We start from the raw sequence: 16,677 nt of genomic DNA on the forward strand, positions 1-16,677 counted from the left end.
TCCAACTCCTATAACCTTACTAAAATTTAAATTGATTTAGCCATGTATTTACTCTTTCGAAGTTAATATTTACATCAGTCTGAAACGATGAATTTATCATTTTTTCAAGACTGGAAAAATCATTTCTCTTAATCGTGTTCAAATTATATGATTCACTCATACCTTGGGCTCTTTCATCAATCGATATTATGATGGATCGTTTTTTGTGTTTCATGGCATGTATTCCACCATGTAGTCTTGTTCCGATATAATCAACATCTGTTCTTAAAACTTTCTCATAATCATCTAATGTAGGTGGAACTATTTTTATATTCTCTGTATTGTTTAACTCATTAAAATAAAGCAAGTCCTTTGAGTCTTGTATCCAGAAATAGACTTCTTCATAATTCTTGTTTAAGATATTGATTAATAATTGATCATTTACTAGATCTTTTGAATGGTGAGTTAACGTAAAAACAACCTTATTAGATTTTGTTGTAGGAATCACTTTACAAAATTCAGGAGTAAGTGACCAAAGTGTTGCACACCCTGTATTAAGAGCCCTAAAACCTATATCTTCAAGCATACTTTTAGTTCTCTCATCTCTAACACTATGTATATATTTATGAGATAGGACCTTCTTATAAAGGTGCTTTGTATAGTAGTTGATATAATCACCTTTTCCAGCGCCGACACCTACTAATACACTACCTTTGAGTGGCATATAATTAAAAATATTAATATTCCATTGAGGAAAATGGGTTAACATATCTGTCGTCAGCAAGTTTGACCCACCAACAAATTTAAACTTCGCATCGCTGTAAAGCTGGACTCTATTTGATTTCCTAGCCACTTGATACCAATGAAAAGGAGAGACATGTGTCGGTAAAGTTAATACATATGCATTCTTTGTAATAATAGAAAGTTCTTGTCTTACACTTTTCATTATGATGTCGTCTCCTTTGTTAAGTGAGCCGACAGAAGTATCTAACATTAAAACATTTTCCATATTTGCCTCCAATAATTAGACAGTTTTTAAATTAACTAATAACTTCATATAAATTATTTAATAGATTACTATTGTCATGGTTATGGTTATCATTATTTTTTATAAGATGTTGCCTTAACTCTTCGTTTCTATAAAGTTCTTGAATACCATTTACCAATCCCTCAACACTTTGGTCACATATTATCCCTTCCTTACCTTCTATTACTTGACTGCCGGCAGTGGGATAATTGGTGATTAAAATGGGTTTGCCCAAAATTTTCGCTTCCGTAACCGTAACTGCTTTCCCTTCATATCTAGAAGGCTGAACATATAGGTCACAAGCTTTTATAAAAACATACGGATTAATCTTTTTCCCAAGTAAAATAAAGCTATTCTCCATACCAAATTGCTTTATTAATTTTCTAAGTTCTAATTCGAACCCCCCATAACCAACAACATACCATTTGATATTTGTGAATCCTTTATCATGCAGTATTTTTAATGCATTAACTGCATTATCAAAGCCTTTTACATAAGAAAGTCTTCCTACAGATACAATATTGAAGTAATTATCTTTAAATACATCTTGTTTATCTTGAATAGCCATCTTCTTTATAAATTCTGGTGAATTAATATTCTCTACTAAAATGATTTTTTCTTTTAATGATGGATATTTTGTCAAAAATGCTTCTGTACATGCCTCTGAAATAGAAGCGATAAAATCATATTTCTCCCATACCTCTAAATCTATCTTTATATCAACCTCTAACTTACTGTAATCCGTATGAATCCAAGCAATTTTTCTACGAGCATTCACGTTTTTTTCCGTTATGTCATGTGGCCAGGCATAACTAATAGCTAAATCATAATTTTTATCCATTTTTGGCATGAAATTACTGAGATACTTTGATGAAAGCTGCATTTCTATATACCCGGATCCCTCTTCTAGACCTCTAAATTTTGCAAGTATACTTGCCTGTAATTTACATAATGTTCTAATTGCGATTGGAATATAACACCTTTCCTTTAAGCACTGTTTAAAAGATTTGCGGATTATCGTATATTTTTTATTTTCAGGTAAAACGTTTACTTGGTTTGGGATCAATTTCATAAACTCGCCAGTGTGATGGAAGATCATCAAATCTACATTGAATTTTGAATAGTCGAAACTCTCTAACATATTAATTAAACTTCTTTCAATTCCACCAATTTCCATGTTATATACCGTAATTAATATATTTTTCCTCAATTTCACACCTTCTACTTATTAAAATAAAAAAGACTTATAAGTTTTCACTTATAAATCTTTTTATCAACCATTAACAGCTTGGTATAATTGCTTTTTAATTATTTTTTCTCTCTTATTCATGAAAATCGTATTTGGCGGGACATTACCATTTACTACACTTCCTGCAGCAATTACTGAATTGTCTCCTATAACTGTATTTTTAAGGATGACTACATTTGAACCTATCCAAACATTTTCTCCAATAAGCACTTCTCCCAACAATAAATGCCCTTCTTTTTCATTTTTATAATTATGATCATGATCATTAATACTTACATTTGAAGCTATCTTTGTATACTTGCCGATAATAATTTTGTTAACGCAGTTTATATTACAGTTATCATTTATAAAAACTTTTTCGTTTAATTCTAATTTCCCTTTAAAGTCTATGCGGATGCTTGCATTCTTTCTAATGAATACAAAATTACCTATCTTCAACTTTGCTCTTTTATTAAAAATCTCAATTTTACTATTAGATTGCATAGAAAAAATACTCGATTGTATATTACGCATATAAATCAATTTATAATATAGACCTCGAACTGTTCCAACAAAATGTGAAAACATCATTAAAAAAGTAAAATAGACACCTCTATGTTGAACTTCATTAGTAAATGTCTTCACAATTTTTATTAATATTTTTATCATTTTTCCAACCCCTTATCAACCCTTGAGCTTTCTTAAAAAAGCAATACCATTTCCTCCAATCACCTTTGCAAGCCCATTTTTTAAATTACTTTTTGCTTTTGCTTTTGGTGACAACCAGCTTTTATAAAAATGATGCATAGCGTAAGTGTTGTTTGTTATTCGTTTTCTACAATTAATATAATCAAATGGAGAGAAATAGGTTTGGGGATAAAAAGTTCCCAAGTTTTGAATTACTTGATATTTACCGTTCTGTACTAATCCTTGCTCTTTAAGAAGGTTAGTAATCGTTGTTACATTTGTCATTTCATCGAATGAACCATCTTTTTTAATAAAAGGTCTATTACTATATGAATCTAAAAATATTTTAATTAATTTATTTCCTTTAGCTGCCCCTATCGTGCTCGTCGCAACGTAATTCTCCTGTTCAAAACCCCAAAAAGAATCATGATGAAGAAGATCATTAAAGTTTTTAAATACTTCAACGTCAGTATCTAAATACACTCCTCCATAATGATATAAAGCATATACTCTTACAAAGTCACTGACAAAAGCAAATTTGCCCTGTTCATATGCCTCTTTCACATAAGTATTACAATTAATATCAAAATTGTTTTCGTTCCATTCTATAATTTCATATTCCGTTAAATACTTCCCCCAGCTTTCTAGACATCTAATCACTATATTTGGTTTTTTTTGTTTACCAAACCAGCAATAATGTATCTTTTTTTCAATTTTTTGATTCAAAAAAATCCCCCCTATAAAGCTTTACTTCCCACTTTTATAGTCTTACCACTAGCGATAAATCTTTCTTCAAGAATTGCTTTTACTTTCTTTCTCATAGGTTCTTCAAGGAAATGATATAATAATGAGCTTGAAAGTGTAGATAACAATAAACATATTAATATGACAAAACCTTGGTCAATGTTAGGTTTCCATAAAAACATAATGTATGATAAAAACAAATTGTGTACCATATAAAACGAAAAGCTTATATTACCTAAATATACAAATAATTTATTAGAGAACAATTTTGACAAAAAACCTCTTTGAAAAGCAAAAACAAAGATAATTAATAGAATGGAAGGAATGAAAATTAACCCGTAGCGTAAATTTTGTGTGAACTGAGGAGATATAAAAACCATTGTAATAAAAAATAGAATCGACATAACTTCTAAGGAAGAAAATAATAAGAAAGATTTGTAAAATCTTCTCCTAACCTTTAAATAAATCGCTCCTAAAAACATCCCTCCTAAAAATTCAATAATTCTTATTCCTGGAAAAAAATAAAAAAACCATTGTGAAAAACTACTTTCACTTGGAAGATAAAGTGCTAATAAAAGTGTAATGATCCATGTAGCCCCAATTAATTTAAGCGAGTTTACCAATGATAGCTTAAACCCGTAATAAATAATAAAAGGGAATAATAGATAGAAAAACATCTCGTCAGATAAACTCCAGGACACACCATTAAACGATACGTTTCCAAAAGGAATAAAACTATGAATTAATGCAATATTAGTGATAGCTTGGAAGATATATAGAAAAGATTCATGTTTTAACGGGATAAAAAAATAATAGGGTACAGCTAAAAGAAAAGTAAAAAGATGAATGGGATATATCTTAGCAACTCTGGCTATGTAGAATTTTTTTAACTGGATAGGATCAAACTCATTTAGTTTTTCTTTATAGTTATACACTAATATAAAACCCGATAAAATAAAGAAAAAGCTTACTCCTAAATATCCTGTTTTATAATCTGCACCTATTCCAACGTGGTACAGATAAACCATCAATGCTGCAAAAAATCTAAAAGAAGTTAATGTATCTAATATAACCAGCTTTTTTTGATTTTTAATATTGGATATCAATTTTCCTACTCCTTTAAACTAGTTAAATAATCACTATGATACTCTGTTCCGAACACCATTACACATTCGTAAAAATAAAATAGAAAATAGAAAATTAAAATTGAATAATATATAACTTTTTCACTTTGTTTACTGAATACCTTTACAATCCATGAAATTAAAATAAGCTGGTATAATCCAAAATAAATAATAAATCTCGCGAAAATCCAATTTTGTGTAGAAACAACTAAAAATAATAGTCCAACAAGTGACATGTTTACTATGTAATCACTTTTAGGAAAAATTTCTCTTAACTTTTCCCTACCTATAAAAGCTATTATTAATGGAATGGCATTTACCAATACCCTAATAATATTTGCCCCGCCTTCTGAGAAGTTTTGATAATGTCCATATTGCGTATCCTCCAAAGAGGCAAACAAAATTTCGGAAAACTGATTATATCCAGCTACAATTATTAAGGATAATAATAATAATAAGTAAGTTGATCGAGACCACGCTTTATTCCGAACTAAAAAATATATAGGAAGAAGGATAAGTGCACTCTGGTGAATAGTAGAAGCCAATAAAATGATAAGAAAATACTTTTTCCAATCACCATTAAGTAGATATTTTGTTGCGATAAAAATAATTGAAGCAGCCATGAATTGTCTTATACCGTTCATAGATACTAAGTGTAAACCACTCGTAATGTATACATATAAACTTAATTCTATTAATCGAGAGTATTGATATAAGATTATTACTATAAACAAGTTTGTTATTAATGCTGTAACTAATATCAATACTTGCGGATCATTGGATAATGACTTTAGAATCATCTGAAATACATTAAAACCTAAGTCCCTGCTTTTATGTATATATTCCCAAGTAAAATCAGTAATTTTATATCCATGCATGTAAAAATATGTATCACCGATGTTATTTCTAAGGCCAGAGATTAACACGAGGACTAAAGTTAATAAAAAAATAAGTATTTTATTTGGTTTAATGAGGACCAATCCGTTATTACTGACTTTTGCTGTGGAAAAGTATCTTGAGAAAAATGCAAACAAAAAAATAACCGCAAGATTAAACCATAGAATTGTCATCTTGAGGATCCTTTCTAACTACTAATATTTACTTTTTTGGATTTAGTAATAATATAACCATAAAGAGTTAAGCCAATTGGTGTTGCTAATATCGTTAATAGCTTACATGGTGTTTCTATAAGAAACTTTTTATTTTTTGAAATACAGCTGCTCGCTACATAATGGATAGCTTGTTTAAACTTAAAGAAAATATTACAATATGGCAGTTTCATGAGTTCTTTTCTATAAAAAGCGAATCCCCTAGGGTTTTTTATATATTGGGATATCATATTCATAGACGAACCATCTGGTAAGTACTCTACACAGCAAAGAACCTCGTTCATTAAAAGCATTTCATAATGCTGATCTAGTTTATAATACTTATATGCTAATCCAACATATTTTTCATCAGGAAATATAGGATATTGATAATTCTTAGTTAGTTCAGTACGATATACCAGTTTCTTATCTCCTTTAACACCATATTTATTATATAAATGAAAGAGTGTTGATTTCTCAATATCTGTAGGAAGATAAGAACCAATTATTCCACCACGAAAATCAGAATCTAGACCAATTATTCCACTAACCTCTGCATTCCCATACTTATCCCAATAGTTTATGATTTTTTCTATAGCATCTTTTGGCATATAATCATCTGAATCAATACATACATTTAGTTCGGTATCTATGAACTTGTAGGCAGTATTGTGTGCAGCATGCATACCCTGATTTTCTTGCCAAAAATATTTTATTTCTATATGGTTCTCATTAATCCATGATAAAACCAAATCATACGTATCATCCGTCGAACCATCATCAATGATAAGCCAGGTAAAACTATTTGACGTTTGCCTTTTTAAACTTTCATAACATCTATGAAGACAATAAGCTCTATTATATGTAGGGGTAAAAACTGTTATTTTCTTCATGGTTCACCTCGCCACGGATAAATACATTTCTTGTGTGGAGTTAGCTACACTTGATATTTCATAACCTTCATTAAAAATTCTAAGTTCGTTTGTTTTAACAAAAACTTTATTTCTTCTATCATCTATTGAATCAACCCACTTTTTTATATTATTCAAAGGTAGAAATTCAATGGAGTTACTATTCATTGTGACTTCTTTTGTGACTTTATCTGAAACGAGACAAGGTAAACCTGCTGCTTGGGCTTCAATAAGTGTTACAGGTAAACCTTCATAAATTGAAGGAAACACAAAAACATCCATAGCATGCAGGAGTAAATCTACATCATTTCTAACTCCAAGAAACTTAACATGATCTTGTAGATTCAACTTTCTTACTTTCTTTTCAATGGTAGATTTTAATTTTCCATCACCTATTAATAATAAAACTGTATCTTGATTTTTATTGACTATATAATTTAAGATCTTAATTAAAAATCTGTGATTCTTTGGATAATCAAACCTTCCTACATGACCTATCACTAGAGTATTAGGTTTAATATTTAATTTTTTTCTGATTAAATCTTTTTGATTTACCGCATATTGAAACTTCCTGACGTCAACTGCATTTTTAAGAATTATTGATTGATCTGCTTTTTCTTTGAACATCCATTGAGCAGACTTTTCTGAACATGCTATTAAGTGTGTTGAATTTGTTAATATATATTTACCTGCAAACCATTTGTATAATTTGGCAAATATATTCCCCTGGCTTTTAGTACTGTGACTATGAGCAATCTTAATAGGTATCCCTGCTTTATTTGCAGAACGAAGAACAAATCCACTCATTTTATCCAAGTGAGAATGAACGATCTTATATTCATTATGAGATGTAAAAAAGCTGTCTAAAGAGTCTATATATTTTACATGACCAACTTCAGAAACATAAGGAATTCTAAAAATTTTGCCTCCTAGCTTTTCAATCTCAGAATCAAACTCACCTATTTTACAAGTTAAAAAGTCAAATTGTACTTTTGAACGATCTATATTTCTGTAAAGATTCATAATTAACGTTTCAGCACCGCCGCGGTTCATATTTACAACAACATGCAAAATTCTTATGGGACTGCCCATCCTCTGTTTTCCGCTCCCTCCATGAAAGCTGTATAAATGCTGACATTCTGTTCTAGAATTTTATTGATTGCATATTTATTATGAACAATTTGCCTTCCAGTTTTTCCAATTCTCTCTTTCAAACTACCATTTTCAGCAAAACTTATTATTTTTGAAGCAGCATCATTCACATCGCCGCCCTTAATTAGCCAGCCTGTTTTATTATTTTGGACCAACTCTATATGACCTCTATTGTGTGTTGCAATTACAGGCAATTCACAAGCCATTGCTTCCATTATATTAACGGGTAATCCCTCACGTAAGCTAGATGCAACAGCAAGATCACACATGGGTAATATTTCATGAATATCTTTTCGATATCCTAAGAAATCAATGAAATTAAAAACACCAAGGTCTTTTGCTAATTTTTTACAGTCTTCTAATAAGGGACCAGTTCCAGCTAATAAAAGTTTTACTTGCGGAATTCTTTCCTTAACTAGGGCTAGAGAATGGATTAAAAATTGCTGATTTTTGTTTTTATTAAATTCTGCAGCATAAAACAACAGGAAATCTTCTTTTTTGTAGCCATATACTTCTCTTTTGGATTGTTTTTTATTGATACTTATAGGTTTAAACCGTTCAGTATCAACTCCCACTCCATGTATATGTTTGATTTTCGCCGCAGAAAATTTATGATTATGAGCTAATTGATAATCCTCACTATTAATTGTTATTAAACAGTCTGTGTAGGTTGAAAGAATTTTTTCAATTGGATAATAGATTAGCCAGTTGGTTAAAGGGGCACCTTTGCAAAAATGAAAACCATGAACAGTATAAAAAACTTTTGTTCCCATTTTTCTTGCATTTCGTGCAGCTATTCTGGTAAGCACCCCACCCATTGGAGTGTGACAATGTATAAAATCATAGTTGTTTTTATTTATGATTGATTTAAGAGATTGATAGGCTTTAAAATTCTTTTCGTGAAATGGGGAACGCTGAATCGGGATACTAAACTTTTGGTCAACGAATGGAAGAGTTATCGACCCTGCAGCTGCAACATGAACTTCCCATCCTTGTTCTTTAAACCATCTTAATACTGGTAGATGAAACGCTTTAAAATGGGAATCTACTGTTGCACAAAACAGAACTTTTTTCATCTTCATCCCAATCCTTTGATATTAAATAAAAAAGCAGGTGAATATGATCACCTGCTTTTTTATCTATTTTATTTTGGCATGCTTTTTATCTAGAATTTGTGAGAAATAATCCAATAGATCATTCCTTAATTCATCACGTTGAAGAGCAAAATCTATCGTTGTTTGAATAAAACCAAGCTTTTCGCCCACATCATATCTGGTTCCATCAAAGTCGTATGCATAAACGGCTTCAAACCGGTTAAGCTCAGCAATTGCATCCGTTAATTGAATTTCTCCACCTGCACCCGGCTTCTGGTTTTCTAACATATCAAAAATTCCTGGATTTAATATGTATCTACCCATTATGGCAATATTGGAAGGTGCATCAATTTGTTTAGGTTTTTCAATTAAATGACTGACCGAGTACAAGCGATCCGTTAAACTTTGACCATCGATAATACCATATCTAGAAACTTGGTTTTCAGGCACTTGTTGTACGCCGATTATGGAAGAACGATACCTGTCATATTGTGCTATCATTTGAGCTAAACAAGGCTTTTGAGCCTTTACGATATCATCACCTAGTAGAACAGCAAATGGTTCATTACCGATAAATTTACGTGCACACCAAATTGCGTGCCCTAATCCTCTTGGTTCTTTTTGTCTAATATAATGAATATCAACTAGTTTAGAAGCTTTCTGTACTTCCTCCAATAATTCCAGCTTCCCTTTTTCTAGTAAATTTTGTTCTAGTTCAATTGAATGATCAAAATGATCTTCAATCGCTCTTTTCCCTTTACCAGTTACGATAATAATATCTTCAATACCAGATTGAACGGCTTCTTCCACTATATATTGAATGGTTGGTTTATCGACGATCGGTAGCATTTCCTTTGGCATTGCCTTTGTAGCTGGCAAAAATCTTGTTCCAAGACCTGCAGCTGGAATTATTGCTTTTTTAACTCTCATCTCTCTAGGGCTCCTTTTTAACCAGATAATGTCATCAACGATTCAGAAACTCCTCGTTTATTAGCCAATATTAAAAGCTTTTTTCGAATTTCATCTTTGTCCATTTCTTGTATCGAGTCTAATAATTGCTGTATTTCTTCTATATATATGTTAGAAGTTTTACCAATATATATTTTGGGGTAGATTTGTGTCTCATGTATTTCTGATTTCTCTAATAATTCTTCATATAGCTTTTCACCTGGTCGGATACCTGAAAATTCTATACCGATTTCTTCAATTGAATAACCTGATAATGTAATAAGGTTTGTGGCTAGATCTACAATTTTTACTGGTTCCCCCATATCTAAAACAAAGATCTCTCCACCTTTTGCTAATGCTCCTGCTTGTATTACGAGGCGAGAAGCTTCTGGAATCGTCATAAAATAACGAACCATATCAGGATGGGTAACCGTTACAGGTCCACCCTTTTCGATTTGAGTCTTAAAATGTGGAATTACGCTCCCCCTGCTGCCTAATACATTACCAAAACGAACTGCTACAAATTTCGTATCACTTTTATTATTTAAATCCTGGATGATCATTTCAGCTAACCTTTTTGTCGCCCCCATCACACTCGTTGGGTTTACCGCTTTATCCGATGAGATCATGACAAACGTTTTGACACCACTCCAACTTGCAGCAGTAGCTGCATTTAAAGTGCCAATTATGTTATTTTTGACTGCTTCTTCAGGATTTCGTTCCATTAACGGTACATGCTTATGTGCTGCTGCATGATAAACCACGTCAGGCTGATATGTACTCATCACATCCATCATTTTTTTAGCATCCTGCAATTCTGCTATTTCAGTAATAAACTGTATAGTGCTATCTTTAAAAAGTTCTTTTAAATTCATTTCTATAGAATAAATACTGTTTTCACCGTGCCCTAAAAGGATTAATTGTTTTGGGCTAAACTTTGAAATCTGCCTGCATATCTCTGATCCTATTGAACCACCTGCACCTGTGACCAACACCGTTTTGTCAAAAATATTATCTGATATAATTTCTAAATCTAATTCCACAGGTTCTCTTCCAAGGAGATCCTCCACACGAACATCCCTAAACTGATTTACAGATACTTTTCCAGTGACTAAGTCCTCAAGCATTGGCAGGATTTTTGTTTTCGCCTTTGTTTTGGCACATTCTTGGAATATCGTATTCAATTCCTTTCTTCTTAAGGAAGGAATAGCGATCACAATGTTTTCAATTTTTAACTCGCTAACAATATTTTCAATTTGTCTTACCCCATCTAGAACAGGGATACCAAGTATATCAAGCTGATGTTTTTTTATGTCGTCATCAATAAATCCAACTGGAAACAAATCAGATTCTTTATTTTTTAACAATTGTCTAGCTACCATCGTTCCTGCTGATCCTGCACCAATAATTAAAGTTCTTTTTCTGTGATCCATTTTTTTATTTTGTGAATCTCGATAAAGCCGCCAACAAAAGCGTGATCCTCCAATAAGAAGCATATGCAGCAACCATGTAACTAGTAATAAACGAAATTGCGTTTCTTTTAGTACAAACTGTTGAAAAATGCCTGTTATGATTATGGAGCAAGTTACTACATTCAGAATAATGATCAGTTCCCCAACGCTTGCGTACTCCCACACTTTTTTGTATAAATTTAATCGCAGAGCAAAAAAGTGATGACTAACTATAAGTGTCATCGCACTTAAAGATATACTTGATGTAATGACATGCAAATCTGCACTTACCAAGAACAGACTAAAGTATACTGCAGTCACAACAATACATGAATCAATAAATAAAAATAATGACATCCTTTGTCTATATGTCATCTTTCTCCCCCTTTCCTTTTGTTATTGTGACTTTTTTTGTTAAAGTGTTTAAAGATACACTCTCGTTTATATAAGTGTGCATCTTTAAAAACTTTAAATAATAATGGGCATTCAACCCGCCCTCACATCACACTACCGACGACTGGCGTCTAAGGTATCACTACCCACAGCATGATCGAGTGCCTGCATTGCTATCGGTAAGCAGACATCACCGGACATATTCTTTTTACATTACTATTGTTCTAAATAAAGAACAAATCGTTAAAAAAAATATTCTTCTAGAAAGGAATTATTTTTTTCATTTAAAACGACTCCAATGATAGTGGCTTTAGCAACTTCTAGAGCTTTTTGGGTTTTAGCGATTTCTTCAATCTTCGTAACAAACCTGTTTGTAATTAATATCACACCGTCACTTTTACTCGCAAGAAATCTTGCTTCAGCCGCTTCAAGTACAGAAGGGGCATCTATTAATACCGTGTCATAACTTGTTGAAATCCTATTCAACAGTTCGGTCATCTTATTCGTTCCCAGCTCTTCTAATGCACTTGTACGTGTATCACCACTCGTCAAAACTTCTAAACCAATGATATATGTTTGTTGAACTACATTTTCATAAGAATAATCGCCTTTCAAAACATCTATAAGACCCGTTCTATTTTGAAGTTTTAAAATCGTATGAAGGGAAGGATTTCTAAAGTTTGCGTCAATAATCAATACTCTCTCATTTCCTTTTACCATCGATATAGCAAGATTAATAAGGGTAGTCGTTTTACCTGCCCCTTTCTTCGGAGAAGTAACCAGTAATATTTTCTTACCGCTTTTTTTTGTTAAAAAGTATAAATTGGTACGTGTACTCCGATATTGCTCCGCTATACTGGAGTAAGGGTTAGTATATGATAGTAAGCATCTCATTTTGGCTGCTACAGGGTTTTTTTTATTGAATCCCAACTGTTTCACCCCTAACTTTTACATCTTCATGAATGTTATCATCTTTCTTTAGGTTTTTCTTTGTTATTTTTGAAATGTTTCCAATTACCGGCAACCCAATCAAATCCTCTATTTCTTCATCATTTTTTACTGTTTCATCTAAAGAATTTAAGAAGAACACTAAACCTATACCCAACCCAAAACCTATTAAAATAGATATTATTAGAAAACGTATATCATTGTCATTGATAGGATTGGGATTTTCTTTTGCTTCTTTAAGTAATTTTACATGCTTAAAATTTAAAATTTTTTCAATTTCCTCCTGAAATACCTTTGCCGTTTTGTTAGCTATCAAAGCTGCTATTTGTGGATTACGGTCTACTGCCGATAATAATACTACCTGGGAATTGCCGATTATATTTACTGATATTTGTGATGCAAGACCCTCAGGTGATGTTCTTATACCTGTTTCACGAATAACCTTTTCCATAATTACAGGGTCTTCCATCATCACCACTAAAGTTTTCATCTCTTCAGCAGTGGCAGCTATTAACACACGAGTTGATGACTGATATAAATAAGTGGTTGTATATTTATTGTATAGAACACCTAATATCGTTATTACTATAGTTGTTAAAATAATAATCCCTATTCTCCTCTTTAGAATTTTAAATATTTCTTTTAAATCGATTTCTTTTACTGTTGTTTTTTTCAGATTAAAATTTTTTCTGTTTTGATCCGTCATAAAAACCACCTTATTTTATATGACTTATCTTAATTACCGGTTTGTTCTTAATAAAGAACAAATTGAGCAAAAAAATATAAAAGTTATAAAAAACTCTTTTTATCGACAAAATTTTGTATTTAACTATCTTAATTACTCCAAGTATAGTTCTATATAAAGAACAAGTCAACTCTATTTTTTGCATATTTTTAATTTTTATTTACTATGAGGTACCATTTGTTTTTCAAGTAAATAACTAAATGTTTTTTGTTTTTCATTGGCAAGTATTTTAAAGTTACCATTTTGAATAACCTTACCTTCTTTTAAAACAAATATTTGATCTGCATTTCGAATCGTTGATAAACGATGGGCGATTACTATAATAGTCAACTTCCCCTTTAGCTTTTCCAAAGCTTCTTGTATTTTCCCTTCATTTTCAGAATCTAAGGAACTTGTTGCTTCATCTAATATTAAAATAGAAGGCTTTTTCAAAATAGCCCTCGCTAATACTAATCGCTGCCGTTCCCCTCCAGAGAGTCGTACTCCACGATCACCAATGAAAGTATTGAGGCCTTGTGGTAGCTTTTTCACAAAATCTGCAGCTGAGAAATTTAATGCCTCCCATAGGTCATCTTCTGTAGCATTCGGATTTACCATTAATAGATTATCTTTAATACTTCCATTAAATAAAAAAGGTTCTTGAGGAACGTAGCCTATTTTTGATCTTAAAGAAAGCAAATTTTCTTGTGAGATTGGTAATCCATCTATTATAATCTCTCCTCTTTCTGGTTGCAGAAGACCCATCAAAATATCAATCAAAGTACTCTTTCCTGCACCTGACATCCCGACTATTGCTGTCATTTCTTTAACTTTTATTTGCAAATTGATATTATTAAGCACACATTTTGATTTGTTAGCATATTTGAAGTAAACATTTTTACATTCAATTTCATGTTGGATATTAATCGATTTTTCATGAATCTCTTTGCTGATATCTGGTAATTCTTTTGCCTCTTTACTGACTCTTTGTAAATTCAAAAGAGAATTCATTGCTGGAATATTTATGGCAAGTTGTTGTAGATTATTTTGAATCGCAATAAGTTTTGGCCACAGCCTTGAGAAAATAATAATAATTAATATCAGATTTCCAGGTTGTGCTTTAAACAACACAATGGATAAAAAAATTAATAGTCCAATTAAAATGGCTGAAATTGTTTTATATAAAAGTTGGGAGTTGTTCATTACTTTACTGAATTCCATCTGCTCTTGTTCAAAGCTTTTGCACCAATCTTTCAACCATACATAACTTGTTGACTCTAAATTATTACTTTTTATATCCTTTATTCCATTAAAATTATCTGTTAAACCGCCAATATATTGCTTAGCTATTTCAGATTTTTGAATTCCAATAATATTAGAGATTTTTAATGAATGTTTAGAGAAGAATCCTAGAATACAACCTGCAAATAGTACAAATAAAGTGATTTTTACTGAAAGCCAAAAAGCTATGATCAATTGAACAAATATAAATATTAGAGATAGTAAGAGCTGAAAAAGGAGGTTAGTACCACTAGCAACACGATTAAGATCCTCAGTAAGAGCATTAATAAAGTCGGATTTTCTTCTTCTCATAAAGAATAACCAATTCGCTTCTAATAAACCTTTATACGTTGTTAATCTAATGTGATTAACAAAACCAACAAGTATTTTCACATTTCTTAAAGTAAGATTCCGCTTTAACATGGAGTGTCCTATAACTAATAAGATATAAGTTCCTAAGATTATAATTAATTCAAGCTTCTCCGGAAGAGTTTTAAAGACCGTATACACATTAAAAAGAGCAGATGATTCTGTAATATTTATCAGATTACTCATATGAAGCATAGGGAGAAGAAGTAACATACCGATTCCTTCTAAAAGACTAACCAATACCATTCCCAAAAGGTTAATATAAATTACTTTTCCCGTAAATTGATAGAGCTGTTTTACAAAAAATAAGAGGCTGCTCATTTTGATATCCCCCTATTTAAAGATTGAGCACGTAATCTCATTTTGCTCCACAACCATATAATCGGTCTTAGGGGAAAATATAAAAAATGCAGACGTTTAGGTAATGGTAATATATCTTGATCTTCTGGATATGGGAAAAAGAAACTCATAATAAATAAAAGCTTTTGTAACGGTGTTTTTAATTGAAACAAATAGCTTTCATGATAACTAGAAATGCTTTCAGGTACAGGATAAGTATGTAAATTTACTTTATTCTCTAAATAAAAAAGGGTACTTTTTGCTAATTTTATTGAGCGTTTATTATCGTTTAGTTCCTTAAGATCGTTTTTCACATGAACATCAAAAACTTCAAAAGTTAAGCGGATGGATTGACCTAATACACGTGTATACTGATGTTTATTTGCTAGAACCTTTAGCTTTATAAAATCAAATTCATCTTTTTTCATTATCTGATAAATATCGAGTAGCCATCTTAACCTTGACCATCCGTGTCTCGTTCCATGAGAAGCTAAAAATAAGAAAAGATCCTCATTACCTAGTAAATATAGAGGAGAAGAAGTTAATTTACTTAATTTTTTTCTTGACCATAATTCATTGAATGAAGGTTCACTTGCTGGTCCAGGATTTAAACGCCAGTGAATTTCAAGTTTAACTTCTTTAACAGGATGAAAATAAGTAACATGATGGTGTCGCCACTTCCAATCATTTAAGACACTGCGAATATAATCATTTTTTAAATAACCCTCATTTTGTAACAGCTGTTCTACTTCACATAATTTTTCTATGGGTATCAAGATATCAAGATCGCTTGACGTTCTTAGCGAGATATCCCCATACAATTCTTTTGCAAGTGCAGGACCTTTTAATAGTAAAAATTTAATCTCTTGTTCTTTCATTTTTTTATTTACATTGTCCATCTCAGCTGATAGCTGTAACATTTTAAAAATATTAATCTTATAAAATTCGGCTAATTTTTGTACTACAAAATCAGGGATAAACGTTTTATGTGCAAGATTTAATTTTTTATAGATAGTACAGAATGTTCTGTGGTGGATAGTTAATGCCACGAATTCATTCCAATCAATATTAGTAAACCATTTATCATCAATTTGATTGATTTCTTCATTATTTAACTTTAGAATTTCCAACTGCAATTTCAATTCCTTAGAGATATTAGTTAAATCTAGCATTTTTAAACTTTCCATATT

At 31.3% G+C, this 16,677-nt stretch carries 15 protein-coding genes; all 15 read right to left on the reverse strand.

Annotated elements, in window-relative coordinates:
• Nucleotides 1-19 precede the first annotated feature (19 nt).
• Nucleotides 20-988: a polysaccharide pyruvyl transferase family protein gene (locus tag UN64_RS05185; RefSeq protein ID WP_077360359.1), complete on the reverse strand. Its 969-nt coding sequence runs from the start codon at nt 986-988 to the stop codon at nt 20-22.
• Nucleotides 989-1,019: 31 nt separating this feature from the next.
• On the reverse strand, nt 1,020-2,216 hold the full coding sequence (locus UN64_RS05190) for a glycosyltransferase (protein WP_245801962.1): 1,197 nt from the start codon (nt 2,214-2,216) through the stop codon (nt 1,020-1,022).
• A gap of 63 nt (nt 2,217-2,279) precedes the next feature.
• Complete coding sequence (locus UN64_RS05195) at nt 2,280-2,903, reverse strand: acyltransferase (protein ID WP_077360361.1); 624 nt, start codon at nt 2,901-2,903, stop codon at nt 2,280-2,282.
• A 15-nt stretch (nt 2,904-2,918) separates the two neighbouring features.
• Complete coding sequence (locus UN64_RS05200) at nt 2,919-3,647, reverse strand: glycosyltransferase family 32 protein (protein WP_425590089.1); 729 nt, start codon at nt 3,645-3,647, stop codon at nt 2,919-2,921.
• An 11-nt stretch (nt 3,648-3,658) separates the two neighbouring features.
• Nucleotides 3,659-4,771 (reverse strand): acyltransferase family protein, encoded by a 1,113-nt coding sequence (locus UN64_RS05205; RefSeq protein ID WP_077360365.1) that lies wholly within the window; start codon nt 4,769-4,771, stop codon nt 3,659-3,661.
• A 5-nt stretch (nt 4,772-4,776) separates the two neighbouring features.
• A complete protein-coding gene (locus UN64_RS05210; protein ID WP_077360367.1) occupies nt 4,777-5,859 on the reverse strand; it encodes an EpsG family protein in 1,083 nt (360 codons plus the stop codon).
• A 14-nt stretch (nt 5,860-5,873) separates the two neighbouring features.
• Nucleotides 5,874-6,770, reverse strand: coding sequence for a glycosyltransferase family 2 protein (locus UN64_RS05215; protein ID WP_077360369.1), 897 nt, complete (start codon nt 6,768-6,770; stop codon nt 5,874-5,876).
• Between the two features lie 3 nt (nt 6,771-6,773).
• Entirely contained in the window at nt 6,774-7,880 is a 1,107-nt protein-coding gene (locus tag UN64_RS05220) for a glycosyltransferase family 1 protein (RefSeq protein WP_077360371.1), read from the reverse strand.
• Nucleotides 7,865-9,022, reverse strand: coding sequence for a glycosyltransferase family 4 protein (locus UN64_RS05225; protein WP_077360373.1), 1,158 nt, complete (start codon nt 9,020-9,022; stop codon nt 7,865-7,867). The genes UN64_RS05220 and UN64_RS05225 overlap by 16 nt, the downstream gene beginning before the upstream one ends.
• Before the next feature lie 57 nt (nt 9,023-9,079).
• The gene (gene galU, locus UN64_RS05230; protein ID WP_077360375.1) at nt 9,080-9,964 is read right to left on the reverse strand and encodes a UTP--glucose-1-phosphate uridylyltransferase GalU; all 885 of its coding nucleotides are present in this window, start codon (nt 9,962-9,964) and stop codon (nt 9,080-9,082) included.
• A gap of 17 nt (nt 9,965-9,981) precedes the next feature.
• Nucleotides 9,982-11,808, reverse strand: a complete 1,827-nt coding sequence (locus tag UN64_RS05235; protein WP_077360377.1) for a polysaccharide biosynthesis protein — start codon at nt 11,806-11,808, stop codon at nt 9,982-9,984.
• A 261-nt stretch (nt 11,809-12,069) separates the two neighbouring features.
• Nucleotides 12,070-12,756, reverse strand: coding sequence for a CpsD/CapB family tyrosine-protein kinase (locus UN64_RS05240; protein WP_077360380.1), 687 nt, complete (start codon nt 12,754-12,756; stop codon nt 12,070-12,072).
• The gene (locus UN64_RS05245) at nt 12,743-13,480 is read right to left on the reverse strand and encodes a YveK family protein (RefSeq protein WP_077360382.1); all 738 of its coding nucleotides are present in this window, start codon (nt 13,478-13,480) and stop codon (nt 12,743-12,745) included. The genes UN64_RS05240 and UN64_RS05245 overlap by 14 nt, the downstream gene beginning before the upstream one ends.
• A gap of 195 nt (nt 13,481-13,675) precedes the next feature.
• On the reverse strand, nt 13,676-15,469 hold the full coding sequence (locus UN64_RS05250; protein ID WP_077360384.1) for an ABC transporter ATP-binding protein: 1,794 nt from the start codon (nt 15,467-15,469) through the stop codon (nt 13,676-13,678).
• On the reverse strand, nt 15,466-16,674 hold the full coding sequence (locus tag UN64_RS05255) for a nucleotidyltransferase domain-containing protein (protein ID WP_077360386.1): 1,209 nt from the start codon (nt 16,672-16,674) through the stop codon (nt 15,466-15,468). The genes UN64_RS05250 and UN64_RS05255 overlap by 4 nt, the downstream gene beginning before the upstream one ends.
• Between the last annotated feature and the right edge of the window lie 3 nt (nt 16,675-16,677).

Source organism: Fictibacillus arsenicus (assembly GCF_001999465.1).
Taxonomy (GTDB): Bacteria; Bacillota; Bacilli; order Bacillales; family Fictibacillaceae; genus Fictibacillus; species Fictibacillus arsenicus.

Excerpts from the sequence above, each read along its gene's own strand:
- UN64_RS05185 (WP_077360359.1), bottom strand. The coding sequence starts at position 988 with ATGGAAAATGTTTTAATGTTAGATACTTCTGTCGGCTCACTTAACAAA.
- UN64_RS05195 (WP_077360361.1), bottom strand. The coding sequence starts at position 2,903 with ATGATAAAAATATTAATAAAAATTGTGAAGACATTTACTAATGAAGTT.
- UN64_RS05210 (WP_077360367.1), bottom strand. The coding sequence starts at position 5,859 with ATGACAATTCTATGGTTTAATCTTGCGGTTATTTTTTTGTTTGCATTT.
- UN64_RS05215 (WP_077360369.1), bottom strand. The coding sequence starts at position 6,770 with ATGAAGAAAATAACAGTTTTTACCCCTACATATAATAGAGCTTATTGT.
- UN64_RS05220 (WP_077360371.1), bottom strand. The coding sequence starts at position 7,880 with ATGGGCAGTCCCATAAGAATTTTGCATGTTGTTGTAAATATGAACCGC.
- UN64_RS05225 (WP_077360373.1), bottom strand. The coding sequence starts at position 9,022 with ATGAAGATGAAAAAAGTTCTGTTTTGTGCAACAGTAGATTCCCATTTT.
- galU (WP_077360375.1), bottom strand. The coding sequence starts at position 9,964 with ATGAGAGTTAAAAAAGCAATAATTCCAGCTGCAGGTCTTGGAACAAGA.
- UN64_RS05235 (WP_077360377.1), bottom strand. The coding sequence starts at position 11,808 with ATGACATATAGACAAAGGATGTCATTATTTTTATTTATTGATTCATGT.
- UN64_RS05245 (WP_077360382.1), bottom strand. The coding sequence starts at position 13,480 with ATGACGGATCAAAACAGAAAAAATTTTAATCTGAAAAAAACAACAGTA.
- UN64_RS05250 (WP_077360384.1), bottom strand. The coding sequence starts at position 15,469 with ATGAGCAGCCTCTTATTTTTTGTAAAACAGCTCTATCAATTTACGGGA.
- UN64_RS05255 (WP_077360386.1), bottom strand. The coding sequence starts at position 16,674 with ATGGAAAGTTTAAAAATGCTAGATTTAACTAATATCTCTAAGGAATTG.